Origin of the sequence: Streptomyces sp. NPDC047042, from assembly GCF_040644035.1 — a bacterium.
In the GTDB taxonomy this organism is placed as follows: domain Bacteria; phylum Actinomycetota; class Actinomycetes; order Streptomycetales; family Streptomycetaceae; genus Streptomyces.
Map to the genome: position 1 here is coordinate 114,718 of NZ_JBEYVP010000032.1, position 22,730 is coordinate 137,447.

The window sequence follows — 22,730 nt, forward strand, 5'->3', positions numbered from 1 at the left end:
TTTGTCCGTCTCTCTCGGACACGCTTCTGACCAGGCCGGACAGCTGTCCGTGCAGAGACGCCGCCCAGCCCGCGTTCCGCGTGCTTCGACATGCCTAGAGCGCGGATCTGGCCCATGATCTGCGGAGACGCGATCGCACGCATCCCAGGGCGTTTCTGTAGGCATGAAGCGACGCGCAGGTCAGTAAAAGGCCTGAGTGCGCCGCCGATCCACAACGAGGCGAGGAGCGGCTGGCCGAGCCCTGCTGTATCGGCGCAAGCAGTCTCAACATGGTCTACCTGCAGACACATGGTGCCCGGCAAGGCCCTCGACGGGCCTTGCCGGGCACCACGAAGGAGCTGACGCGTGTCAGTTCACCACGTAGAGCTTCTTCGGCCAGCCGATGCGGTCCAGGCGCTTGAACAGGTCCTTGATGTTGGTCGGGTTGAGCTTGATGCAGCCATTGGAGTAGTAGTCGTTGGGATTGCTGTTGGTCCACCGCTCGGACTCGATGGTCCCCGCGTTGCCGTTCGGCTTCATCTCGCTGTGGATGAACAGTTCGGTGCGCTTGGTGCCGTTGTGGCACTTGCGGTCGGAGATCTTGATGACGAAGCCGTTGATGATGCCGTCGAAGTTCTTGCGGTGCCACTCGATGGCGTACGGCCGGCTCGCCCCGGCGTTGGGCAACCAGCCCCTGCCGACGGCACAGGTGTCCTTGACCTGGCCTGAGCCCGCTGGGTACGTCTTGATCACCTTGTCGCGGCCGGGAGTGCGCTGGACCAGCTCGAGGTGGGATTTCGTGACCGAACCCTTGTCGAAACGCAGGTAGTAGGCGTCGGTTGCCTGGGTGGACGCCTGAGTTTCGGTGCGCGCCTGCGCCGGGGCAGTTGTGGTGGCTGTCAGGCCACCGACTAAGACGGCGGCGAGCGCGAGGGGAACGATGTGTGCGGGCTGTGCGGTCTTTCGCATGAGAACACTCCTAGGTGGTGTGTGGCGGTTCGTGACGGTTGCGCTGACGGAATCAACGCTGCTGGCCACGGTTCGGTCCGGCAAGGGATGCCCGGTGTCCCGGACAGTCCGGTGCTGTCCGGGCTGGTCACACCGCTTTCCGGACAGAGATCAGGGCCGCTGCAGGGACCTCGAGTCGCCTGTCGGGGTGAGGGCCGAGGATGGCGCCATGGGTACCGCGGGGGTGTGGAGCCCGAACGTGCATGCGGTGTCGAGCCGTTCGTCGGCATGATGAAGCAGCTCGAGGACGCGTCGGGACTGAGGTGCCGGCAACTTGGACAGCATGCTGAACACAACGGGCGGTTCCTTCCGCGCAGCACGAAGCCCCGGCTGGACGGGGGAGGCCAGCCGGGGCCGTAGGTGGTGGCGTGCGGAGGGCGGTCGCCTCGCGGCGAAAGGCTCCATGGGGCTTCAGCCGAACGATCTTCCCCATGGGCTATGGGTGAGGCCCGGGGACACTGTCCCCTCCGCAGCCACATACAGATGAACCGTCAACGGTCCCTGGTTGTTCCGCCGTTGGCGCCGCGCGATGTGTGAACTGGGGTACCCCGAGATGCTGGCCTGCCCGGCGACGACGGACTGTCCGTCACTGTCTACAGTGCCGATCCCGACACACCGGCCACGGACGCCCTGCGGTTCCTGGCAAGTTGGGCAGCCGCCCAGGACCAGTAGTAAATCCAAGGTCGGCACCAGAACCGGGTCGCCACACGGACCGACGGCGAGCGCTGAGGAGGGCCGGCATCGGTCAGCACACGAGCCCCGCTGCCCCGCCCCACCCGGCGCAGCAGCGGCAGGTACCCCCGCAGGTACTCAGGCACCACGAAGCACAGCTCGCCAGGCCCGTTGGGATCCTCGCGCAGCTTCTGGGTCAGCCCGTAAGGGTCAGCCCAGGTCTTGACGCCGAAGCGCCACGCCCCGGACCGGCCGGGACGATTCACCGCGGTCCACGCGCCCACCCCGCTGTACTACGTCTTCGGCGACCTCAAAGTCCTCACCCCGGCCGAAGTCGTCCACTGCACCGCCCACGCCATGCGTCGCCGCCGCGGCGCCTTCAAGAGAGGTACGAACACGACGAACTGTGCGGGCACAGCGCCAACTGGGTCGGGTTGGTGGCGCGCATCCTGAGTCTCTCCAGTGCGACCTGTCTGCTTCGCGTCGGTGAGAGTGCTGGCAGTGACGGTCGATCAGGAGAACGACTTACCAGCTGGTTGGCCAACCTGTGGCTATGGCGTGCAGCTGACACGGAGGTGGTATTCGCGGCCCGGCGTCTGCCATGGGGCGGAACATCCCCAGCCCCGGCTCACTACTACAAGAAGGCAAACCGCTCTTCGGGGACGACAGGGCAGCTCAGAGGCATATTGATCCGAAACTGTCGCAGGGGCGGGCTTTTATCTCTTGGCTGCTTCCATGAGTTGAGCGATGGTGCGGTCTGTCAGTTTCCACATGGTCTTCATTCCGTACGGCTCCTGTTCAGAATCGTTGAGAATTTCCTCACCTTCCGGATCACGAGAGATGTTAACCGTCAGGTAAGGATTGGTGCTGCCCTTGGTGAAGAAATCTCCTTCCTTCCATTTTGGCAATACCCACCAGGCGGTCGCATAGTCGGCTCGGTGTGTCATGTTGAGCACCTCGCTGCTACGGTAGATCCTCGAATGAAAACGGTAGAACTCGTCACCCTGGGCCGCGACCCACCCCGGGGCGTTCCAGATGTGTTTCCCGCCCTCAGATTCCGTGTCCCAGGAAGCCTCTTTGGATGCTGAGTAGCTGTTACCCAGCTTGCATCTGTCAGCCCTGATGAAAGAGACGCCCGCGCTCAGCTCCACGCGGCCCATGCCAGACTTGAGGGGCACCTCCACTGTGGCGTCAACTGAAAAATCGTCGCCGGGGTCGAGCCTGGAACCTGGAGACGTGATGTCCCCGGTACCCAGCATGCGAGAAGGGGAGTAAATCACGTGCGGCAGCGTAGAGCCGTAGCTCCACATGTCATTCTTCCAGGTACTCATGTTGCCATCATCTTCTGAGAACTTTGTGGGGTACCCATTGACTTTCCACATGGTTCCCACGACGTAAATTCGCACGGAGCCGGAGTTGCGGAACTCGATATGTGCCGGCACTTGCAAGGCCGTCCCGTCCGCACTCATAGTCGGCGTCCCGAAAGAGACACCAAAGGGGACCTGCACGGGAGTGTTATACGGGATGTACATCTGGGAATAGGCGAGGCTGGCAGCTCCGATGACTGCGGACACCACAGCACCCAGCGCGAAGCCGCGTGGATGAGGGATCCCTCGCCAGACATTTTGCTGAGTCAGCACCCACAGTGCCCACGCAATCCAGAGTGCCAGGCCGATCCACAGCCAGAGGAACGGGGTGTTCTCCCCGCCCTCGATCTGGATGACGAGGAACATCAGATCGGTGCCGGTCACGGCGCCGACACCAACAAGGACCGCCGCGCCCGAGTACGGCATGGTCCTTTTTCCCCAGTAGTCAAACAGGGCAAGGACGGCAACGAGCTCAACCAGCGCGGCGGCGATGAGAGCGACTCCCATGAGACGCCCGCCGTACGCCAGCGCATTGAACGCGTCCGCCATTCCCACATGCAACAGTACGGCGGCGGACACAAGGAGCCCCAGCGCCATGCCAACGGCCTTACCCCGCCTTCTCCATGGACGGTCGGGCCAGCGTTCGCTGTCGGCCAACCAGTGGACATGTCTGGAGTCGTTCAGGTCGAAGTCACGCGGCAGTCCGGCCCGACGCAAGAGCCTTCGCAGTTCCCGGAGAGACCAGGCACTACCGACGGGGCCACCCCCGACACGTACTGCCCGCAAGCCTCGTTCGTCAGGCGCCTGTACGACTACGAGCGGTTGACTGATCATGACCGAAGAATGACTGCGGCCTTGTGGCGACAGCGGGAAGGACACACCCTGCGATCGGGTGTTCATTGACATAAGCACCGTTCCTCTCCGGCGCCGCCTGCGGCGGTAAGAAGCTGTTGTTCTTCCGGACTTGAGAACGGCGTTTTCACTGGTCGGGAGCAGGGGCGGTGAGTCCGTGGGAGTCGTGACCTGTCATGTCGTCGTTGCGGATGCCGTCGGTTGTCGGACTGCTGGAACAGCACGAGCTCGCGGATTCGCTGTCGGGTCGACGGGCTGCGTGAGGAGGCAAACCGTATCCAAGGGTTGCCTGTGGACAGCATCCTGAGCTGCGGGATGGCGCTCGTGACACCGGTCACGGATAAAAGCCCCTTACGGATAAATGCCCCTCCGTTGCCGGGCCCAGAGAAAACGGACAGCCAGTGGCGGCGGCCGTCAGGTCGCGGCCAAGGGGTGGCTTCGCACAGTGGCCCCGTCCCGCGTCACTTCGCATGCGGGCTGGACCTGTCGCCGATCCGGCCGCGAACGACCGGAAAATCCCGAGGACGCGATGACCACCGCACCCAACCCGCCCATTCTGCCGGCCCCGGCGGACACCGCCGCGACTTCTCCTACTACTGATGTACCTGGAGAAGCGTCCCGGGCCCGGAAGGCTGCGGCGGCGAAAGCCGGAGCGGAGATCCGCGGCGAGGTCCTGCTCACCCTCGCGCAGCTGCGCCTGGCCACACCCCGCCAGCTCAAGGCTCTGGTGCTGCCCCACCAGCAGGACACCGACCACGTTCGTCGCGCGCTGCGCAACCTGCTCGCCGCATCCCCGGCTCTGGTCGGCCCGCCTACCGCGTCCAGCACAGCTACGGGTAGTGCACCCCGGCCGGGCTCGCCGAAGCCGCCGCCTCCGGTGACCTCGCACCGAGGGCCGGCCACGCCACCGGGAAGCGCGCGGCCGGCAAGACCGGCCTGCCGGAAGACGGTCTCGCCCTGGTCGACACCGTCATCGCCTTCCACCGGCCGGAGACGGCGGACCGTGCCGACTGGCAGGTGGAGGTCGCCCACCCGACCCCGGCCGGGAACCTGGTGCCCGACGGGGTGGTGCTGCTGGCCGACGGCTCCAGCGCGTTCGTGGAGATCGACCGCACGATGTCCTACGCCCTCCTGGTCGCCAAGCTGGAGCGCTACGACGCCTACCGAAACGCGCCTGCGTCCGGGCGCGGCAACGCCGCCCGGGCCCCGCGCCCCCACCGGCTGGAGACCTACGCCGGGCCGTCCCTTGACCGGCCGTTCCCGCCAGTGCTGCTCGTCTTCGCCCCCGCCCCGCGCCGTGCGGCCCCGGCAACGAGGGAGACCGCCTTCCATGATCGCGCCCGCGCCGTCCGGGGGTGTGAACTACAGGCTCACCGCGGCGACCACGACTCTGCCGCTGCCGCTGCCGGCCCGGCACGGCGCCGACGGGCCGGTGTCGCGGGTCGTCGGCAACGGCCGGGAGTGAGGAGCGCTGTTCTCTGGCCGCGCTGCCGAAGGCACGGTGAGCACGGTGGGTCCGGCCTCCACCAGGGCCGGGCCCACCGCCCGCACCTCCGTTGTCAGTGACGGCTGCGACGCTGATCAGATGAACGGAGACGAACAGCTGAGGCGCGGCCGGGTGTACGGCCACGACCACGACGACCCCAACCCGGGCCCGCTCCCGCACCGGACCTACGCCGAACTGGTCGGCGGTCCGCTGGACGGACTGCTGCTGGACATCCACGGATGGCGGACCGTGGAAGTCGACGACGGGGTGGCCCTGGCCACCGAGCTCGGGCAGTTCCCCGGCGGCCGGTCGCTGTACGACCCGCACCCGGGCGAACCCCGCACACCCGGTCCCGGGGTCAGCTGCCGCTTCTACTACTCCGGCGACACGCCCTGACCGCGCCCCGGCCGTGAGCCCGACCACGGCCGGAGTGACGGGTGGTGCGCCGCTACGCCTTCCGGAGCGGGGAGTTGGAGTCCCCTGCTGCGGGAGACCCATTGGAAACTCTGGCGGGACGGCAGTAGGTCATAGTCCAGGGTGCGCAGCGCGCAGCCCCGATCCCTCGGTCATGTGCCACGGCTCGATCCTTGACGGGCCGTCCCGCTCGGGACGGCTGGACCGGACAGCCGGTCAGACAAGGTCCCAGCGACCCACCCCCACCGGCGGAGAACGTCCAGCCCGTTCACAGCTGCCCGCTTCTGGCAGGCGCCAGAACGACGGGGCTGTACGTGGCACCGCTGCTTGTGGGGCAGGACTGGCGGTAGGTCTGCCTTCACGGGCCGGACGGCGCTCGCTCGTACGCCAGTGGCGATCTGTGCGGCTCGATTCTTCGTCCGGCTGTGAGGTTAGGCATCGGCGCCGAGGTCTCTACGCATGGCTTCCCGAAGGGCCTGGTACGCGCGGTCGTAGCGATGCCGTCCGGTGACGTACTCGCTGCAGTCCCGGCTGAATCCGTCAGCAACCACGTCGCGCAGGCCGCGAAGCCGCCGGAACGAATCGTCGGACTTCTCGACCACGTAGCGTGGCACGCAGATCGACAGCTCGTATCGCAGGCTGGTGCAGGCTTCGAGGGCTTCCCGCACTGCGCGCCGAGCAATGCTCATGACTTGTGGATCGGGGCTCGGGGAGCGCGCGAAGGGCGTACCTTCCCGAGTGATCGATTGAAGGTCACCGAGTAGGCCGACGCTGCGAACGTCGGTCGGGAAGGCCCGCCCGTGCTCAGCGTAGTCAATGCCGATGGCACCACCCCGAACGGCGCCCTGATCGACGAGATCGTCCGCGAGGACGCACGACGGATGCTGGCCGCCGCACTTGAGGCTGAAGTCAACGCTTGCAGGGCGCCGCGGGTGAACGACCATCGGGTCGACGAGGCGACCTGGGAGCGCAAGAGGTTTGCCTCGGTAATCCTGCCGCCCTGGTGCCGCAAGTCCCCGAAGATCAGCGTGGTGCTGCCGCTCCTCTACCTGCACGGCCTGTCCCGCGGGGATTTCGTGCCGGCGCTGCAGCAGTTCCTCGGTTCCTCCGCCGGGCTCTCGCCCGCCACGGTCGCCCGGCTGACCGCGCAGTGGCAGGCCGACCACAAAGCCTTCGGAGAGCGCGGCCTGACCGGGTCCGACCACGTCTACGGCTGGGCCGACGGCATTCACCTGCGCATCCGACTCGCGGAGGCCAAGTCCTGGGTCCTGGTTGTCATGGGCGTGCGCGCGGACGGCACGAAGGAGCTGATCGCGATGGCCGACGGCTACTGCGAATCCGCCGAGTCCTGTGCCGACCTGCTGCGCGATGCCGCCCGACGTGGGATGCGCGCCCCCGTCCTCGCCCTCGGCGACGGCGCACTCGGCTTCTGGAAGGCCCTGGCCGAGGTGTTCCCCGAAACTTGCCATCAACGGTGCTGGGTTCATAAAACGGCCAACGTCCTCAACGCCCTGCCGATGTCGGCCCAGTCCGGCGCGCGCAAGGCGCTGCAGGACACCTACGACGCCGAGGACCGCGAGCACGCGGTCACGGCCGTCGCCTCGTTCGACAAGACGTACGGCGCGAAGTGGCCCAAGGCCGGCAAGAAGATCACCGATGATGTCGGCGAACTGCTGGCGTTCTACGACTTCCCGGCCGAGCACTGGATCCCTCTGCGCACGACGAATCCCATCGAATCGAATCGACCTTCGCGACGGTACGACTGCGGACCAAGGTCACCAAGGGCGCCGGCAGTGCCGCCGTCGCACTTGCCATGGTCTGCAAGCTCGTCGAGTCCGCCCAGGCCTGCTGGCGGGCGGTCAACGCACCCCACCTCGTCGCGCTCGTCCGCGCCGGAGCCCGTTTCGAACAACGGCCACCTCGTCGAACGTCCCGAGGCGGTGACCGCATGAGCCGACCGACGCACGGCACGCTGCATCACATCGAGCTGTGGGTGCCGGACCTCAGCCGCGCGCTCGCTTCGCTCGGCTGGCTACTGGAGGCGCTGGGTTACGCCCTCTTCCAGAGCTGGGACGGCGGCCGCAGCTGGCGGCTCGGGCCGACGTACCTGGTCATCGAGCAGTCCCCGGCCCTCACCGCCGAACAGCACGACCGCTGCCGCCCAGGACTGAACCACCTGGCCTTCCACGTCGAAGACGCTGTCACCGTCGAGAAGTTGACGGCCACCGCAGCTCAGCACGGCTGGCATCTGATGTTCCCCAAGCGGCACCCATACGCCGGCGGCGGACAGCACTACGCCGCCTACCTGGAGAACGACGACGGCTTCGAGGTCGAACTCGTCGCGATCAAGTCACCCGAACGAAGCTGAGACCAACCGATCCACAGGTCTTGACGATTACTCCTGCGCGCCCGTGCTGTAGGGGGTCGGGATCTGGGTTCCGAACGGCCACACGGCAAGCGTGTCGGGCCGATGCGAGAGCTGCGAGGTCGGCCGACGCGTTGGCGATTCCTGCGCCCACGATCGTGCTGGCCAGCGAGACCCATTCCTGTCGGCTCGGAGGCTGACTGTAGGTTCTCACTACGGGTGACATGTTGATCTCGTTCGACCAGGGGTTTCATAGTTGTCTTACGCACTGTCGCCAAAGATCAATCTCAGAACTCGTCGTTTCCTCGCCGTGAGACGTGGATGGCGCAGGCGCATCGGCAAGGCTCAGCGCATCTGCTATCGGACTCTTGGTACCGTCCCGCTGATCCGCGGCGTGCCAGACGCTGAATGGGCCTTGGTGCAGAGCCGGGGCAATCTGCCGCCACGTCTCGCAGGCACGGCACGGTCAGGCGGCAGCCTTCTGTGGCTCGCCGGGTTCGTAGCTGTACAGCCACGCGGTGGCCTTCTCGTAGATGAGCGGCACGCACACGCGCATCAGCAGCGCCTGCAACCGCCGTTTGACGGGGCCGGCCTTCTTCACGCAGCGGTTGTCCTCGGCGGCGTCGAGGAGTTTGACGATGCGTGGGCGGCGTTGGGCGTCGTACGCCGTCAACGCGGCCGGGATCGTTGGCTCTGCTCGCAGCACGGTGGCGAGTGTGAGGGCGTCCTCGATGGCCATCGAGGCGCCCTGTCCGGCGCCGACCGGGTGTGCGGCGTCGCCGATCAGGACGACGCGGTCGGCGTGCCAGGTCGGGACCGGGTCGACCGCGTGGAAGGTCACCGTTGGCTGCAGGTGTGTGGTGGCGGCGATGACCGCCGAGGGCACTGCCTCTTTCGCGTAGAGGTCCGCGGTGCGCCGCAGCCAGTGCGTGTCGCTGACGCCGTTCCGGTCCGGTTCGACCGGGTCGGCGATCTGCGCCGACCACCACACCTCGTCGTCGCCTGTGGCGAGGTGGATGAAGGCGCCGTTGCGGGCGAAGGTCATGTTGAACACGCCTGGCTCGACACCGTCCATCCGGGACACGCCGGAGACGGCGTAGAGCCCGGCGTATTCGGGGTGCGGCGCGTCCTGGTCGAGCAGTGCGCGTACGGTTGACCAGATGCCGTCCGCCGCCACCAGCAGATCGGCGGTGTCGCGCTTCCCGCCGGCGAACTCGGCGACCACGCCGTCCGGTGTCTCGGTCACGGCGGTGAGCCGTTCTCCGGTCACGATCTCCGCCCCGGCTGCGCCGGCGGCGTCGCGCAATACCGCCACGAGTCGGCCACGCATCAGCGTGACGCTGTGCAGGGTGTCGCTGCGCCGCCGGCCCCGTGGCACGTCACCCAGCAGGTGCCCGCCGGCGGACCACATGCGTTGCCTGGGGATATCGACGCCGGCCGCCTGGATTTGTGGCAGGCAGCCGAGCGCGTCCAGGCCACGTAACCCGTTGGTGGCCAGGCTGACGAACGAGCCGACCGGCCCGGCCGGGTCCTCGTGCGTCTCGTAGAGGGTCACTTCGACATTGGTCTGGCGCAACGCCCGCGCCGTGGCAGCCCCGGCGACACCGCCGCCGATCACTATCGCACGCATTCCAGCTCTCCGTTCGGTCAAAGGGGGGTCGGTGAGCGTCAGGACGCCCATTCGACGAGTTGCAGCACGATGCCGTTGGGGTCGGTGACCTGGAAGAGCCGTTCACCCCAGGGTTCTTCGCGTAACGGCATAGTGATGTTGGCGCCCCCGGCGCGCAGGCGCTCGTGTTCGGCGGCGATGCCGGTCACGGTAAAGGCCAGGATCAGTCCGGCCACTTGCTGGTCACGCTGGTCCTCGGGCAGGACCTCGATGCCGCGCCGCAGCAGCACGATGTCGGCTGCCGCGGCGTTGGGTGTTGTGTCGGGTCGGGTCAGGGAGACGAAGCCGTCGGCGGCGTTTGCTTGCTTGTAGCCGAAGTGGGTGATGAGAAAGTCCCGGGACGCGGTCACGTCCTCGACGGTGAGCGAGATGGTCGTGGCGGTGATGTTCATCGTTGTCTCCCGGCTGTTTCCGTGGCGGTGTAGGTGAGGATGGCGACTCCGCTGTCGAGGACGACGTTGTCGCGCAAGGCGAAGCGGCGTGGGGCGGCGTCGGTCCTGCCCGCGAACAGAGGGATGCCGGCCAGGGCGGTTACCGGGTTGACCTTGAGGATGAGTTCGTCGATCTCCTGGTAGAGAGCGCCGGCGAGTTCGGCACCGCCGGCGAGCCAGATGCCCTTGGTGGTCTCGGTGGTCTCGGCCTTGAGTTCCCTGACTGCCGCCACCGGGTCGGTGGCGACCACCTCCACACCCGGGTCGGGGTTGTGGTCGAGGGTGCGGGAGAAGACCAGGTGCCGCAGATGCGGGTAGGCGTTGGTGACGCCCGCGTCCAGACCGATCTGGTATGAGCGGCGGCCTTCGAGCACGGTGTCGAAGCGGGTGCCCGGGTCAGTGATGCCGAGCGCCTCCCGGGCGCCTGCCGGCAGGGTCTCCGGGTAGTGCTTGACGATGTGGGCCAGGTAGTCCTGGCCGACGGTGAACAGGCTGCCTGTGGGGTCGGTGCGGTCGGGTTCGGCGATGTACCCGTCGAGTGTGGTGGCGACGTAGTAGGTCAGTGTGCGCAAGGGATTCCTTCCGGGGGAGGGTCAGCGGGTGCCACGGGCGCGTGGAATGCCACGGTGTGCCTTGGGTGCTGGCTGCGAGTAATGAATGGCGCGGACCTGCGCCTGTCGCCACGCGCCGTGGCGGCGGCGAAGGGGGAACTCATCGAGCGTCGGGTCGGACTGGGACTTGCCGAGGTCGGACTTCCGCATCCAACTTCCCTTCAGGTGAACTTTGCGACAGTGGTAAGTTTGCCTGAAGGCGCTCTGTGGTGTCAACATAAATTTACTACGAGAGTAAGATTCTTTCTGTGGAGGCCAAGATGGATGCCCCATTGGGCTTGCGGGAGACCAAGAAGCAGGAGACTCGACAGCTGATCTCCGACCACGCCACCCGGCTGTTCATCGAGCAGGGCTTCGAGAACACGACCATCGCCGAGATCGCCGCGGCCGCCCGGGTCGCGAAGAAGACGGTGACCAACTACTTCGCGCGCAAGGAGGACTTGGCCCTCGACCACCAGGACGAGTTCGCCGCCACGCTGGCGCATGTCGTGGCCTCCCGCCGTTCCGGGGAGTCCGCGCTCGCGGCCCTGCGCCGTGCGTTCGAGGCCGTGATCACGGCACGGGACCCGGTCGCGGGGTTCTCCGGTCCGGCGTTCTCCCGCATGATCACCGAGAGCCCGACCCTGTCGGCGTGCCTGCGTGGCCTGCATGACCGGCGCGAACACGTGCTCGCCGACGCGTTGGCCGAGGCTGTCGGTGTTCGAACGGACGACATGACCGTCCGGACGGTCGCCGGGCTGCTCGGCGCCGTGCACCGTGTTCTGTTCGGGCGCATCCAGGATCTGACCCTGGCCGGGCACACCAACGACGAGATCGCCGAGATCGTCACCGGGGAGGCGGCCCGCGCGTTCGACCTCCTCGAACCAGCCCTCGGTGACTACGCGGTTGCCTGAGTGGTCGCTTCGGTCTCGTAGTAGTGCAGGTTTTCGTCGGAGCGGGTGCGGTGCAGGCCGGCCTTCTCCAGCACCCGCTGGGAGGCGAGGCTGTCGTGGGCGGTGTCGGCGCGCACGCGGCGCACGCGCCCGGTGGTGAAGGCGTAGTGGAGCAGGGTGCGTCGAAAGAGTGTGGCGCGGCATGAGTCGCAGTGCCCGGACAGAAGCCGGGCTGGCTCCCGGGGGAGCTGGGATGCCTCATCTTCTTCGCGGGCGGCCCGGATGGGAGCCGGCCGGGCGAGCGGGACGTCGTTTTCTTGAGCAGTGCCAGGCGCACAGTGGCAAGGTTCGTCCCCCCTCGCGGTCAGCGATGTCCTGGAGTGAGAGGCGGTTTTGCTCGTACCAGGTCTGCCATTGCCCGATGCGGGCGGTCGTGTGCTGGGTGCGGCGGAAACGAGGCGGACTTCAGTCCACCGGGGTTCGGGACAGCAGGCGGATGGCGTGTGCCGTGGTGGTGTTCAGAGCCTGCGCAACCTGGGCGATGGAGAAGGCGCCGCCGGGGACGGTCTGGTGGAGCTGGGCAGCGGTGATGCTGTCCGGGTCCGGTCCCGGCAGCCGGAGGCCGCGCAGGACGGCGGCGTCGAGTTGTGGCGTCCACTGGACGGGTTCGTCGATACCGTGCTCGTCGAGGATCGTGCGTGCGGTGTGAGTGAGCAGGTCGGCTCGGCTGGCAGGATGCGCCAGCGAAATCGCTGTACTGCTGGCGTTGGGCATGGGTGGCGGTCGCGATGGCCGGGTGCGCGAGACTCGGGGGCGATCCGGTCAGGGTGTGGAAGATCCAGCGTTGGGCGTGCGCGATGTCGGGAGTATGGTTCGTGCGCAGGCAGCGCTCGTTCCGCCGCGGCTTGGTTCATGCAACACCCGTCAGGGTCTGCTGTTGCGACCACCTCTAGAGCCCAAGTTCCCAGGTGGGCCGGTACTCACTCCTATGAAGCCACCCCAGTCGGCGTCGCCGCCGTCTCCTGCCGAGCAGACGTCTCGCGCACCTTCCTCTATGACAACCCCGAGGCCAGGGCCGCCATCGCTCACCTATCTGACGTGGTGGCGGCTCACCACCGCGGCACGCCTGCTCCAGACGACCGACGCCCCACTGTCCGCCGTCGCGCAGCGCAGCGGCTACGGCTCCGCGTACGCGTTCGCCAACGCCTTCAAACGCGAGTACGGGATCTCCGCCGGCCGCTACCGGCAGCAACACCGCACCGACCACCAGCAGTTGTCCGAGAGCTAGGCCTCGAAAGCCCTGAAGACTACGAGGCCACATAGCTCATCGCGTCCGACGGTCGCACCTGAGGTGTAGCTCTTTTGAAGGGAAACCTTGACCTGCACCGAACTGTGGTCGACCCGATCAGCACCTGATCTTCTTCGGTCGCTGCGGACTGCGACTGCTATCAAGGACACGGCTGACGAGGAACACGTGCCAGCGGCCACCGCTCGCCCGCCCAAACGCTCGGGCACTGCCGCCCGCCCCAACCATCGGACCTGGCAAAACGCCTGATCAACCCCTCCCTTCAGAGGAGCTACACCCATTCCCGATGCGGGCATCACGCAGGTGACTCGCCGTTTCCGGCGGCAGCCGGGCCGAGGCTGGGTGAGAGGTGGGCCACCGCCAAGGCGACAGCCTCGTCGGCTGTGGCAGCTTCGCCGAGGACACCCTCGTGAAGAAACCGCTGAACGCGGTAGGGGCGTCCGGCGCGGGACGGGACAATGGCCACCACCACAGGGGATCTGTGCCCGGGGTAGGCGCTGAACCCGAGCGTCCAGTGGCTGGACATCGGGGAGAGCTGCCGCAGGCGCGGTTCGGTCTCGGCAGCATCCACGAGCAGGCCGAACTCCGGGAAGTGCGGCGCATCGGCGGCCTGTTCCCGCAGCAGACGCCAGCTCACGTCAACCGCTGCGGCCGGCCCGCTTTCGTGAGTCTCGGCAAGCTCGCTGAAGTGCAGAAACGGCAGTTTCGCGTGCAGTTCCCGCAGACTCTTGCCCTCCCCCCACGCCACACCTGCCCGGTCGACGTCAGCGAGATCGGGGGTTGCTCCGTGATGAGTTCGATCCCCTGGCTCCAACCGAAACACCGAACCAGCGCCTCTCGGCTCCGATGTGAACGGACAGCGGCCGACGTTCAGGAACCAAGGCCGCGATGCCCGCCGAAACGGCTGGTCCCCAGTCCCCGGGCACGGTCACGAGATCGACACCAAGGTCGGCCGCCACCTGGTCCAAGGCGGCGGCCAGGCTGCCCGCGGCGGCCAGGTCGGGATAGAGATCGGAGTTCACGGTCAAATTGTGCCTTCACCATGCTCTGGCAAAGAACAGCAATTGACGAACGAAGTGCCGCCGGGCGCCGAGGCGCACGGGGCCACACGTCACTGCTCATGCCCGGCGTTCGCTGCTTGGAGAGTGCGACTGACCACCAGGGTCGGGGACGAGGTGCTGCCGGAGCTTTATCGCAAGGTGCTGGTGATCGTGCGGCCGGCGACTCGACCATGCGTACTGCGGTAGCCATCACAGTCGGGTGCCTGGCAGCGAAGAGCCCCGCTTCTCCCGAAGGGAGAAGCGGGGCCCGTGGCCGCAGTCGTTGGAGCATCCTGCGGGGTTCTAGCAGGGGGGGATGGAGCCCTCCCAGAAGAGGGTGCCGGGTGTCAGGCTGATGAAGCCCTCGTGGCCGTTGGCGTGATTGAGGACCCAGACCCACCTTGCCGAGGCGGGGCCGACGTAGCAGATAGCGGCGATGTCGTTTCCGACGAACGCCTGGCCCGCGTTGCACCCAGCGCTGGGGCACTGACGGATCACATCGTTGGCGATGACGCCGCCCTTGTGCCCGACGCTGTTGCAGTCCTGATTCGAACGGGGGGCGCCGTTACCGAGGTTGGACCGCGCGATGAAGCCGGTGTGGCCGTTGGCGCGGTTGTAGACCAGGTCCCAACCCTGCAAGGTACACACGTCGGCCAGGTCGTTGCCCTGGTACGCCTGCCCCTGGTTACAGCCGCTGGCCGGGCACTGGTAGAGCGGCCGGAAGCCGTCCACCCAGGTTCCGACGCCGATTCCCTGCGCGGAGGTGGGGGAAAGGGAGCGCGAGGCGGTGGACGTTGCGGCGGCTGTCGGTGAGATCGCTGCCGCGCACAAGGCGATAGCGGCGAAGATCGCCCCGAGGAAGGACAGAGCTCCGGACGACCGCGTGTGAGCGCCGGTGTTGGGGGCGACCACACTCAACAGGCGGTCACCGAGCATTGAAATGCCACGCATACCTTCTCCCTCGTTACGTCGGAGCACGGGCCCGGGGAGGCCCCGGCTTCGATCGATGCGCCCATCAGTTGTTAGGCGCCGGACATGAGCTTTGACGGCCGGCGGATTGTCTGGCAGGTCCCTTTCACCACTCTGGACAATCTGCAGGCCCTGGCTGAGCGGGTGTTGGGGATGCCGAGGGGCAGGGGTTAGCGTCGGGTGAGGCACGTAGGTGCAGTGACGGGGGAGTCATGGGGCGTCGGGAACGGCCGCTGGATCCGGCGGAGGGGCCGGTCGCGCGGTTCGCTTATGAGTTACGGAAGTTGCGGCAGGAGGCCGGTGGCGTCACCTACCGGGTGATGGCGGGCACGGCGCACTATTCTGCTGCGACCCTGGCGCAGGCTGCGGCCGGGGACCGGCTGCCGTCGTTGTCCATCGCCCTGGCCTATGCCGGGGCGTGCGGTGGTGACCATGCGGAGTGGGAGCGGCGTTGGCGCGAGACCGCGCGGGAAGTGTCCCGGCAGGCCCGCGGGGCCGAGGACGGCAGTGAGCCGCCGTACCGGGGTCTGGCCCGTTTCGGTATCGCCGATCACGAGCGGTTCTTCGGCCGGGACCGGCTCGTCGACCAGTTGGTGGCCCTGGTCGGCCGCAAGCATCTGGTGGTGGTGACCGGGCCTTCCGGCAGTGGCAAGTCCTCTGTGCTGCGCGCCGGACTGATCGCCCGGATACAGCGGACCGCATCCGGGCAGGACCGGCCTGCCGCGATCCGCGTCCTCACCCCCGGGCCGAGCCCGGCCCGCACACATGCCGGGATCCTGGCCCTCGAGGCGGCCCCGGCCGGCACGGTGATCGTGGTGGACCAGCTGGAGGAGGTCTTCACGCTCTGCACCGATCCGGCCGAGCGGACCCGCTTCCTTGATTTGCTGTGCGACCTGCGGTCCGTTCATCAGGGCGTCCGCGTCGTGGTCGCCGTCCGGGCCGACTTCTACGGCCACCTCACCCGCCACCGCCGTATCGCCGAGGCCGCCCCGGACGCCACGGTGCTGGTCCCGCCCATGAACCACGAAGAATTACGGGAGGCCATCGTCCGGCCGGCCGCACTGGGCGGGCTCGTCGTCGAACGCACCCTGACCACCCGGATCATCCGGGAAGTCGCCGACGAAGCCGGCGGCCTGCCCCTGATGTCCCACGCCCTGCTGGAAACCTGGCGTCGGCGCAGCGGCCGGGTCCTGACCGAGGCGGCCTACGATGCCGCTGGCGGCATCCAGGGGGCGATCGCCCGCACGGCGGAAGACTTCTACGGCCACCTCACCTCAGAACAGGCCGAGACCGCCCGGCGGATCCTCCTGCGTCTGGTGACGCCCGGCCAAGGGAATCAGGACACCCGCCGTCCGGCCGACCGCGGCGAGATCACGAAGCTGGGCCCCGCCGCCGTGTCCGACACCGACCTGGTCCTTGACCGTCTGGCCCACGACCGTCTGGTCACCCTAGACAAGGACACCGTCCACCTCTCCCACGAAGCTGTCTTGTCCGCCTGGCCGCGGCTTCACGCGTGGATCGAAGAGGACCGCGACCGGCTGCGCACCCAGCGCCACCTCACCGAGGCCACCCACACCTGGCAGACACTCGGCCAGGACCCCGGCTCCCTCTACCGGGGAGTGCGCCTGTCCGTCGCCGAGGAGTACTGGGCCGGCCCCGGACAGCGGGACGATCTCACCCCGGCGGAACGGCAGTTCCTCACCGCCAGTCTCGCCGCACGCAACCGGCACCGCCGCCAGCGGCACACCCGCATGGCAGCCCTGTCTGTCCTCGTCGTCCTCAGTCTTGTCGCCGCCCTCACCGCCTGGCAGCAGAACCGTTCCAGTGAACGCCGCCGTCTGGAAACCGAGGCACGTCGCGTCGCCAACGTCGCTGGTAGCCTGCGTCCGTCCAACCCTCAAAGCGCGATGCGTATGAGTCTCGCCGCGTGGCAGGTCGCCGACCTGCCCGAGACCAGTTCCGCCCTGCTGGCCGCCGCGAGCGAGCAGGAGCAGGACGTCTTCACCGATCCCGACGGCAGCCCCGCGACCATGCGGCGGTTGAGCGCCGACGGAAGCACGATGATCAGCATTGGAGCGGACCGGGTGACGCGCTGGGACGTTGCCACCCGCAGGCGCATCGGCGTCTTGCCGGGCCTGGGCCGGAGCCTGGAAGTCGCGGCCCCGCCACGGACCGACGCCGGGTGGCTCCCGGTCTTCGTGGACAACCGGGTGGCTGTACGCGACCTCGCCGCCGGACGCTCCACCGGCCCTCCGCTGACAGACGCCGACGGTGGCGTGGAGATGAGCCCGAGCGGTCGCCTCCTGATCGTGTACGACAGGAAGGGCACGCAACTGGCCATCCAGCTCTGGGAGCCACAGGCTCGGCGCAAAGTCCTGCAGATCGAACTGGAGGTGACCGATGGACGTGCCGACCGCAGGGACGTGACCTGGGAGAACCTCTCAGCTCTCCTCTACAACTACAGCACAGAGCGCCGTGGCGGTCAGGACGATGAAGTCCCGGGTGCCCCCGACGCGACACTGAGCGCCGACGACCGCTACCTCGCCGTATGTGTCCCAGGAGAGCGGCTGCGACTGTGGGACGTCGCAAAAAACCGCCGGCTGACCGTACCTTGGCTCCCAAGAGTCACCGAGCGTCAATGTGCCCGGGAACAGATCGAGTTCAGCGCCGACAGCAGCCACCTCGCTGTCGCCGACGACACCGGCTTCCGCACCTGGAACATCACGACAGGCCGGGAACTGCCGAAAGTCGAGCACCCCGGGTTGAGTATCGTGGAGCTGGGCGAGGGCGGCTCGTTCATGGCCGCCGCGGACGGCTCGGAGATCCTCGTGTGGCGGCTCGCTGTTCCCCAGTACCCGGTCTACCGTCACCGACTCTCCGGAGAAACCGTGAAGGAGATCAGGCTGGACGCCCGCAGGGGTGTCCTGCAGTACGTCGGCGGCCCTGCGGAGTCCTGGGGACCCACGGTGCACACCCTCACCCTCGGCCGGGCTGTGTCCCCCCGCTGGGCCGACGTGCCTTCCCTTGCGAGCACCTTCAGTCCGGACGGCTCCGTACTGGCCACCGCGGTGCCGGACCTCGACAGCGAACGCATCCGCTTCCGTGTCGTCGACGGGCGAACAGGCAAAACCCTGGCCGAACCACCCGCCGTGAGGTGCCCAATGCCCGACCGCAACCCACTCGCCAACTGCGCGGTCCTCATGGACCTCGACTCCACCGGAAAAATGCTCGCCTACGGAGTCAGGCGCTACGAGCCCGCGACCGGACCACGAGGACACATTGCTCTGTATGACGTGTCCCGCCGACGGATCACGACGGCCCTGGACGCCGACGAACTCGGCGCGGACATACCGTCGTACGTGGCCTTCGGGCCACAGGATCGCTCGCTGTTGCTGTCGGACATACCGGGCTACGGTTCCGCACCCACCCGTATCTGGGACCTCCGCCGCCGCACGACGACTCGCTTGATCCCCGGCACCCCCGGCAGAGCGGTGCTGCATCCTGACGGCGACCTAGTCGTGTCCCAGCAAGGACGCGCGTACCAGCTGCCGTCCGGCACTCTCCTGTCTGCAAGCAAAGCACCCGGCATGACCAGTGCGGCAGCGTTCAGCCCGGACGGGAGGTATCTGGCAGCCGGGGACACGTCCGGCCGCGTCGTGCTGTGGGAAGGCCATCTCACACAACGCCTCGGCGTACTAGCCTCCGACACCACACACTCGCAGTACGTCTCAGCGCTCGCCTACTCTCCCGACGGCAGAATTCTCGCTGTCGCCGGAGACGAGGGCACCCTGCAACTGTGGGACACCGCCTCACACCAGCCGATCGGATCGCCATTGCCCACCCCTGGCGACACCATCCACGCACTGACCTTCAATGCCGACAGCAGCAGGCTCTACGCATCGGGCACCCACACGCCGCTCCAGACGTACGACGTCACCCTGGACACAGCCGCACGAACCGTCTGTCGCCGCGTCACCGAGGGCCTGACGCCACAGGAGTGGCGCCTCCACCTTCCAGGTGTTCCATTTCGAAAGACGTGCTTCTAATACTCCAGCTATAGATCGTGATCTCGCTGGTGGGAGCCGGTGCGGGGATAGGCGCGGCCACCGCTGATCATCGTGAGTTGTGTGGACTGACGATGAGACGGTGGCCGCAGGTCACAACGTAGATCCGGCTCGCTGGCGGGAGGCTTTCGAGGGCCTGATGGGACGCATAGCGGGTCGCTTCGCGAGGTTTGAAACTCGATGCAGGGCTGGGCGGTTGGTCCTGGGGCTGCTGGCGGGGCTGCCGCGCAGGAACTGCTGGACGATCGCCGAGTGGGCCGGGGAGAAGACCCCGCACGGGATACAGCACTTGTTGCGTCGGGCCTCCTGGGATGCCGACGCGGACGTGACGATGTCCGCGACTACGTCGTGGAACATCTGCATGACGAGGACGCGGTGCTGGTCGTCGACGAGAACGGGGAACGGGAGCCGTACGGCACGGGCACGATCCGGGGGCGGACCTTGGAGACGCGCAGGTTGGCGGTGAGTCCGCCGGGGGTGTCGGCGTAGTCGCGGACCCGGTTGAGGGCGAGTTCGTGCTCGCGCCCGGCGACCGCGAAGTGCATCAGGACCAGGGTTGGGAGCTGCGGCCCGTCGAAGACAGTTGATCGTCAAAAAGCAGAATCGGCTGGGGCTTGACTGCCGAGGAGGGCCACGATCTCCCGTGCACCGTTTGATGTCAGCCGGACCCACGACCCGTCCTGGAAGGAGATCGTGAAGTCGGTCCCGTCCATGCTGAACTGCTTGAGTTCCGCGCCGGTGATTTCGTTCCGGGGCAGCGTCCAGAGGACGACCTCGGATCCCGGAACCCTTTCACCACCGCCCCAGGAGAGGAACCGGCTGCCCCGGGCCGTGTCCGTGTACGCAGTGATTTGCACGAGCCCATCAGAGCCCAGTTCGATCTCGGTCACCATGGGCCAGGGCCGCCGGGAGGGATCGAGCTGCCAAGGCAGCGTACGAGCCGTCTCGTCCACGCCCGCCCATATGACGGGGAAGTCGTCGACCTCGTTCTCACGCTCCTCCAGCTTCCCCCGCTTTGCGGGCGAGGAGGGACTGCCGAGAGCGTCGGCGATGATGTACAGCGGCAGCATCAGGATCCCGGTCACGACACCAAGGACGTACTGGCCGAGCCGGCCGAAGAACCCCCGCACCGCGAAGGCCGGTCCAGGGGGCCAGCCGGGCAGGTCGGGTTCAATATCGTTGCGCTCGTGGTCACGGTAAGACCGACGCTTCGCCACCCCCGCGGCAGTACCCGTGGCGAACTCAGCCCGGTAGCGCCCCAGTTCCTCAACCATGACCCGTCCTTCCCCGCCGTTCCGGCAAGGTCAACTATGCCAGCGCGGACAGCGACCGGCCCCACAGCCTCGAACGGCTGTTGAGCAGCACCTCGCGATGCTGCTGCCCGGGTCTGGGATGCTTCCTGATCGCTCGGCCATCCTGTCCCACCGGCCGCCGCTCCCGGAATCCGCCCCTGGTCGTCTCGGCTGCGCCGTCACCCGGTTGCCCGCTCAAGTCTCTCGGATCCGTTGGCAGCGCTCAGAACGACTCGGGCAGTATGCCCCGAGGTCATCGGCCAAGCCCGCCCTGGGCTGACCCGTCGTCTCTCCGGGATCGCGCACCATGGCTTCGTTCGAGGGCCGGTCCCAGTTTACGTGGCTACATCTGGCGGGGTACCAGGAGCCGCCGCTCGACGCAGCGTTGGTGCCTGGGTTCGGAGAGGATGTCGGCGCCGGCGTGCAGCGCGGGTTGATTGCACCTACCGGCATGGCTTCGTCGATACGGGAATGTACCCGGGTGCTTTGGCTGGCCAGAAGTGACGGTTGACTCGTCGATTATCCCCATGGCTATCTTTCGTGCACCATTCATCTACCTCCAAGTGATTGGCAATTCATGCAAAGTAGACGCAAATGGGCTGCGGGGCTGGCCCCCTAATTGGCTGTTCTCTTATCCCTTCCCGCTGAGGCAGTCACCAATGCATGACCAGATATCCCCTCGGCGGCTCACGGTCGCCTCCTGGGTACCCTGGAGGACTTAACCCCCACGGACGAGCCACTAGCATCGAAAACAGAAAAGGCTACTTCGGCCACGGAATCCTGCTCGCCAACCGCTCCGGGATCGACGGAACGGCGTGCCGGTGCTGTGCTCGCGTGCACCTCCATAGCGGGGACCACAAAGCAGGCATCCGCAATAAGCGGGGCTCCTGGCGCTGCTGTCGCGCAAGAGGCCGCCGCCATCTGCGCCATCACGGCCCCGGGGAACTGGCATTTTGAACGCTTGAGCGCCTGTCTGCGTGAAATGAAAGTGACGTTCACCCTTCGCGGCTCACGGCAAGAGGTGCTCGGGACGGCTGTCCTCTATGTCAGCTCCAGCGCTACCCTGAATCCTCGCTCAGGATCGTAGAACGAAGATCTTCAGGTCGAAGCCACCCAGTACACGGGGCAGGTCAAAAGCCTCAATGTGGCGGCGGAAGTGACATGCACCTCGAACTGCACAGCGACACAAAATCACCCGTGGGCGGAAACTGGACGCTCACAGACGGACAGGTCGCCCCTGGGACGGTGTCCTACCGCAACGTCCCAGCAGTGGGGCTGGCTGACTCTTCAACGGTCAAATACAGCCTCACCACCACTCAGGTCGGCACCACACCCACGCAGCCCACCGTCAACTGGTCGAATCCACGAGCCGTCCGCTGCGACTCCGCCCTGACCGAGAGCGGCAATACAAGTACCGGTTGCGCACTGCCCGGGGTCACTCCACTGCTGGAACTGCCGCTGAGCACATATGGCGCGCCGGCGATCACTTGGCCCTGCAGGCCGGTGCGGGTACCGGCAAGACCACCACGCTGGCGCAGCTGGCCCACGTCACCCGGCGCCGTGGCCGCTGCCTCGCCTGCAACCGGGCCATCGCTCAGGACGCTACCGCCCGCTTCCCCCGAAGCGTTCTGTGCAAGACCGCTCACGCCCTCGCCTGCGCCGCTGTCGGCCACCGCTACACCCACCGCCTCAACGCCCCCCGCCGCCCGGCCTGGCAGACCGGACAGGCCCTCGGCTGACGCTCAGAGGGGGGCTTGTTGGTGTACTGGAGGACGGCTGAACTGGAGTGTTGCTGATGGGCTGAGAGGCTGAATTGGCTGTGTGAGCGGGGAGTTCAGGGTGTGTGAGCTGGGGTTGTGGGTTCTGTGTGGAGAGGTTCCTGGCTTGTTGTAGGCGGTGGTGGGGCGTAAAGGCTGGGTGTGTATTTGTGCTGGTCAGAGTGGTGTTGAGGAGTGGATGCGGGTTTTCGGGACGCGGTCGGCGGTGAGAGGAAGACCGTCGGGTTGGCGTTGAGCTGGTTCCGTGCGCCGTATTTGTCCGTGGATCACGATGCGGCCAGCCGCGGTAGGAGGTCGGGTGGGCGGCTCGGTTTGCTGTTGTGGCGGGTGAGGGGGCTGTGGGTTTCCAGGAGTACGCGATCGGGCGGGATCTCCTGCGGCAGTCGTTGGGCTTGTGCGGAGGCGATCATGGCGGGGTTGACCGAGAACCACAGGCCGGCGTTCACGGCTTGGTCCAGCATGTCAGCGCTCACGGAATGTTCCCGTCGGGGTGTGATCCGCTCACGGAATGTTCCCGCGGGCCGCTCGTCGGTTCCCGGTAGTGCGCTCGTGATG

General features: G+C 67.1%; 18 protein-coding genes and 6 pseudogenes. 10 read left to right on the forward strand and 14 right to left on the reverse strand.

Annotated features, from left to right (window positions below; genetic code table 11):
* Positions 1 to 348: 348 nt before the first annotated feature.
* Both ABZ855_RS33195 and ABZ855_RS33200 read right to left on the reverse strand, forming a co-directional pair.
* Positions 349 to 948 (reverse strand): L,D-transpeptidase family protein, encoded by a 600-nt coding sequence (locus tag ABZ855_RS33195; RefSeq protein ID WP_360813241.1) that lies wholly within the window; start codon positions 946 to 948, stop codon positions 349 to 351.
* Between the two features lie 1,427 nt (positions 949 to 2,375).
* Complete coding sequence (locus ABZ855_RS33200; protein ID WP_360813242.1) at positions 2,376 to 3,623, reverse strand: hypothetical protein; 1,248 nt, start codon at positions 3,621 to 3,623, stop codon at positions 2,376 to 2,378.
* Between the two features lie 1,161 nt (positions 3,624 to 4,784).
* On the opposite strand from ABZ855_RS33200, the pseudogene ABZ855_RS33205 reads away from it, so the two are divergent.
* From ABZ855_RS33205 to ABZ855_RS33215, 3 genes and pseudogenes are all read left to right on the forward strand, one after another.
* A pseudogene (locus tag ABZ855_RS33205) lies at positions 4,785 to 4,988 on the forward strand (hypothetical protein); the annotation flags it as partial.
* 220 nt (positions 4,989 to 5,208) lie between these two features.
* Positions 5,209 to 5,343 (forward strand): hypothetical protein, encoded by a 135-nt coding sequence (locus ABZ855_RS33210; protein ID WP_360813243.1) that lies wholly within the window; start codon positions 5,209 to 5,211, stop codon positions 5,341 to 5,343.
* Positions 5,344 to 5,463: 120 nt separating this feature from the next.
* Complete coding sequence (locus tag ABZ855_RS33215; protein WP_360813244.1) at positions 5,464 to 5,760, forward strand: hypothetical protein; 297 nt, start codon at positions 5,464 to 5,466, stop codon at positions 5,758 to 5,760.
* Between the two features lie 449 nt (positions 5,761 to 6,209).
* Here ABZ855_RS33215 and ABZ855_RS33220 read toward each other — a convergent pair whose 3' ends face one another.
* On the reverse strand, positions 6,210 to 6,467 hold the full coding sequence (locus tag ABZ855_RS33220) for a hypothetical protein (protein ID WP_360813245.1): 258 nt from the start codon (positions 6,465 to 6,467) through the stop codon (positions 6,210 to 6,212).
* 111 nt (positions 6,468 to 6,578) lie between these two features.
* Between ABZ855_RS33220 and ABZ855_RS33225 the strand changes: the two are divergent.
* Both ABZ855_RS33225 and ABZ855_RS33230 read left to right on the forward strand, forming a co-directional pair.
* A pseudogene (locus tag ABZ855_RS33225) lies at positions 6,579 to 7,730 on the forward strand (IS256 family transposase).
* Positions 7,727 to 8,146 carry a VOC family protein gene (locus ABZ855_RS33230; protein ID WP_360813246.1) on the forward strand — a complete coding sequence of 140 codons (420 nt, stop codon included), beginning with the start codon at positions 7,727 to 7,729 and terminating at the stop codon, positions 8,144 to 8,146. Before ABZ855_RS33225 ends, ABZ855_RS33230 begins: the two are co-directional and overlap by 4 nt.
* 463 nt (positions 8,147 to 8,609) lie before the next feature.
* Here the strand turns inward: ABZ855_RS33230 and ABZ855_RS33235 are convergent, their stop codons facing one another.
* From ABZ855_RS33235 to ABZ855_RS33245, 3 genes are read right to left on the reverse strand one after another with little or no spacing between them, the layout of a single operon-like run.
* Positions 8,610 to 9,773: an FAD-dependent monooxygenase gene (locus ABZ855_RS33235; RefSeq protein WP_360813247.1), complete on the reverse strand. Its 1,164-nt coding sequence runs from the start codon at positions 9,771 to 9,773 to the stop codon at positions 8,610 to 8,612.
* A gap of 38 nt (positions 9,774 to 9,811) precedes the next feature.
* A complete protein-coding gene (locus tag ABZ855_RS33240) occupies positions 9,812 to 10,204 on the reverse strand; it encodes a VOC family protein (RefSeq protein WP_360813248.1) in 393 nt (130 codons plus the stop codon).
* Positions 10,201 to 10,815 (reverse strand): dihydrofolate reductase, encoded by a 615-nt coding sequence (locus ABZ855_RS33245; protein ID WP_360813249.1) that lies wholly within the window; start codon positions 10,813 to 10,815, stop codon positions 10,201 to 10,203. Before ABZ855_RS33245 ends, ABZ855_RS33240 begins: the two co-directional genes overlap by 4 nt.
* 299 nt (positions 10,816 to 11,114) lie before the next feature.
* On the opposite strand from ABZ855_RS33245, the gene ABZ855_RS33250 reads away from it, so the two are divergent.
* Entirely contained in the window at positions 11,115 to 11,747 is a 633-nt protein-coding gene (locus ABZ855_RS33250) for a TetR/AcrR family transcriptional regulator (RefSeq protein WP_360813250.1), read from the forward strand.
* Here ABZ855_RS33250 and ABZ855_RS33255 read toward each other — a convergent pair.
* Together ABZ855_RS33255 and ABZ855_RS33260 are read right to left on the reverse strand one after the other, a co-directional pair.
* Entirely contained in the window at positions 11,732 to 11,872 is a 141-nt protein-coding gene (locus tag ABZ855_RS33255; protein ID WP_360813251.1) for a hypothetical protein, read from the reverse strand. The genes ABZ855_RS33250 and ABZ855_RS33255 overlap by 16 nt on opposite strands.
* 319 nt (positions 11,873 to 12,191) lie before the next feature.
* Positions 12,192 to 12,500 carry a hypothetical protein gene (locus tag ABZ855_RS33260; protein ID WP_360813252.1) on the reverse strand — a complete coding sequence of 103 codons (309 nt, stop codon included), beginning with the start codon at positions 12,498 to 12,500 and terminating at the stop codon, positions 12,192 to 12,194.
* 298 nt (positions 12,501 to 12,798) lie between these two features.
* Here ABZ855_RS33260 and ABZ855_RS33265 point away from each other — a divergent pair.
* A pseudogene (locus ABZ855_RS33265) lies at positions 12,799 to 13,014 on the forward strand (helix-turn-helix domain-containing protein); the annotation flags it as partial.
* Positions 13,015 to 13,327: 313 nt separating this feature from the next.
* Here the strand turns inward: ABZ855_RS33265 and ABZ855_RS33270 are convergent.
* The 3 genes from ABZ855_RS33270 to ABZ855_RS33280 form a co-directional block, all read right to left on the reverse strand.
* Complete coding sequence (locus ABZ855_RS33270; protein ID WP_360813253.1) at positions 13,328 to 13,780, reverse strand: DUF6193 family natural product biosynthesis protein; 453 nt, start codon at positions 13,778 to 13,780, stop codon at positions 13,328 to 13,330.
* A gap of 16 nt (positions 13,781 to 13,796) precedes the next feature.
* On the reverse strand, positions 13,797 to 14,054 hold the full coding sequence (locus ABZ855_RS33275) for a hypothetical protein (protein ID WP_360813254.1): 258 nt from the start codon (positions 14,052 to 14,054) through the stop codon (positions 13,797 to 13,799).
* Positions 14,055 to 14,375: 321 nt separating this feature from the next.
* Positions 14,376 to 15,023: a hypothetical protein gene (locus ABZ855_RS33280; RefSeq protein WP_360813255.1), complete on the reverse strand. Its 648-nt coding sequence runs from the start codon at positions 15,021 to 15,023 to the stop codon at positions 14,376 to 14,378.
* A 230-nt stretch (positions 15,024 to 15,253) separates the two neighbouring features.
* Here ABZ855_RS33280 and ABZ855_RS33285 point away from each other — a divergent pair, with 230 nt between their 5' ends.
* Positions 15,254 to 19,087 carry a hypothetical protein gene (locus ABZ855_RS33285; RefSeq protein ID WP_360813256.1) on the forward strand — a complete coding sequence of 1,278 codons (3,834 nt, stop codon included), beginning with the start codon at positions 15,254 to 15,256 and terminating at the stop codon, positions 19,085 to 19,087.
* A gap of 157 nt (positions 19,088 to 19,244) precedes the next feature.
* Positions 19,245 to 19,504 (forward strand): annotated as a pseudogene (locus ABZ855_RS33290) (transposase); the annotation flags it as partial.
* Here ABZ855_RS33290 and ABZ855_RS33295 read toward each other — a convergent pair.
* Together ABZ855_RS33295 and ABZ855_RS33300 are read right to left on the reverse strand one after the other, a co-directional pair.
* Positions 19,447 to 19,650 (reverse strand): hypothetical protein, encoded by a 204-nt coding sequence (locus ABZ855_RS33295; RefSeq protein ID WP_360813262.1) that lies wholly within the window; start codon positions 19,648 to 19,650, stop codon positions 19,447 to 19,449. The pseudogene ABZ855_RS33290 and the gene ABZ855_RS33295 overlap by 58 nt on opposite strands.
* 45 nt (positions 19,651 to 19,695) lie before the next feature.
* Positions 19,696 to 20,379, reverse strand: coding sequence for a hypothetical protein (locus ABZ855_RS33300; protein ID WP_360813257.1), 684 nt, complete (start codon positions 20,377 to 20,379; stop codon positions 19,696 to 19,698).
* A 1,436-nt stretch (positions 20,380 to 21,815) separates the two neighbouring features.
* Between ABZ855_RS33300 and ABZ855_RS33305 the strand changes: the two are divergent.
* Positions 21,816 to 22,130, forward strand: a pseudogene (locus ABZ855_RS33305) (hypothetical protein); the annotation flags it as partial.
* A 311-nt stretch (positions 22,131 to 22,441) separates the two neighbouring features.
* On the opposite strand, the pseudogene ABZ855_RS33310 reads toward ABZ855_RS33305, so the two are convergent.
* Positions 22,442 to 22,730: pseudogene (locus ABZ855_RS33310) on the reverse strand (hypothetical protein); the annotation flags it as partial.

Coding starts and splice junctions, on each gene's coding strand:
- ABZ855_RS33300 (WP_360813257.1), bottom strand. CDS start 20,379: ATGGTTGAGGAACTGGGGCGCTACCGGGCTGAGTTCGCCACGGGTACT.
- ABZ855_RS33210 (WP_360813243.1), top strand. CDS start 5,209: ATGATCGCGCCCGCGCCGTCCGGGGGTGTGAACTACAGGCTCACCGCG.
- ABZ855_RS33200 (WP_360813242.1), bottom strand. CDS start 3,623: ATGGCGCTGGGGCTCCTTGTGTCCGCCGCCGTACTGTTGCATGTGGGA.
- ABZ855_RS33280 (WP_360813255.1), bottom strand. CDS start 15,023: ATGCGTGGCATTTCAATGCTCGGTGACCGCCTGTTGAGTGTGGTCGCC.
- ABZ855_RS33195 (WP_360813241.1), bottom strand. CDS start 948: ATGCGAAAGACCGCACAGCCCGCACACATCGTTCCCCTCGCGCTCGCC.
- ABZ855_RS33220 (WP_360813245.1), bottom strand. CDS start 6,467: ATGAGCATTGCTCGGCGCGCAGTGCGGGAAGCCCTCGAAGCCTGCACC.
- ABZ855_RS33240 (WP_360813248.1), bottom strand. CDS start 10,204: ATGAACATCACCGCCACGACCATCTCGCTCACCGTCGAGGACGTGACC.
- ABZ855_RS33230 (WP_360813246.1), top strand. CDS start 7,727: ATGAGCCGACCGACGCACGGCACGCTGCATCACATCGAGCTGTGGGTG.
- ABZ855_RS33295 (WP_360813262.1), bottom strand. CDS start 19,650: ATGCACTTCGCGGTCGCCGGGCGCGAGCACGAACTCGCCCTCAACCGG.
- ABZ855_RS33235 (WP_360813247.1), bottom strand. CDS start 9,773: ATGCGTGCGATAGTGATCGGCGGCGGTGTCGCCGGGGCTGCCACGGCG.
- ABZ855_RS33260 (WP_360813252.1), bottom strand. CDS start 12,500: ATGCCCAACGCCAGCAGTACAGCGATTTCGCTGGCGCATCCTGCCAGC.
- ABZ855_RS33250 (WP_360813250.1), top strand. CDS start 11,115: ATGGATGCCCCATTGGGCTTGCGGGAGACCAAGAAGCAGGAGACTCGA.
- ABZ855_RS33285 (WP_360813256.1), top strand. CDS start 15,254: ATGGGGCGTCGGGAACGGCCGCTGGATCCGGCGGAGGGGCCGGTCGCG.
- ABZ855_RS33215 (WP_360813244.1), top strand. CDS start 5,464: ATGAACGGAGACGAACAGCTGAGGCGCGGCCGGGTGTACGGCCACGAC.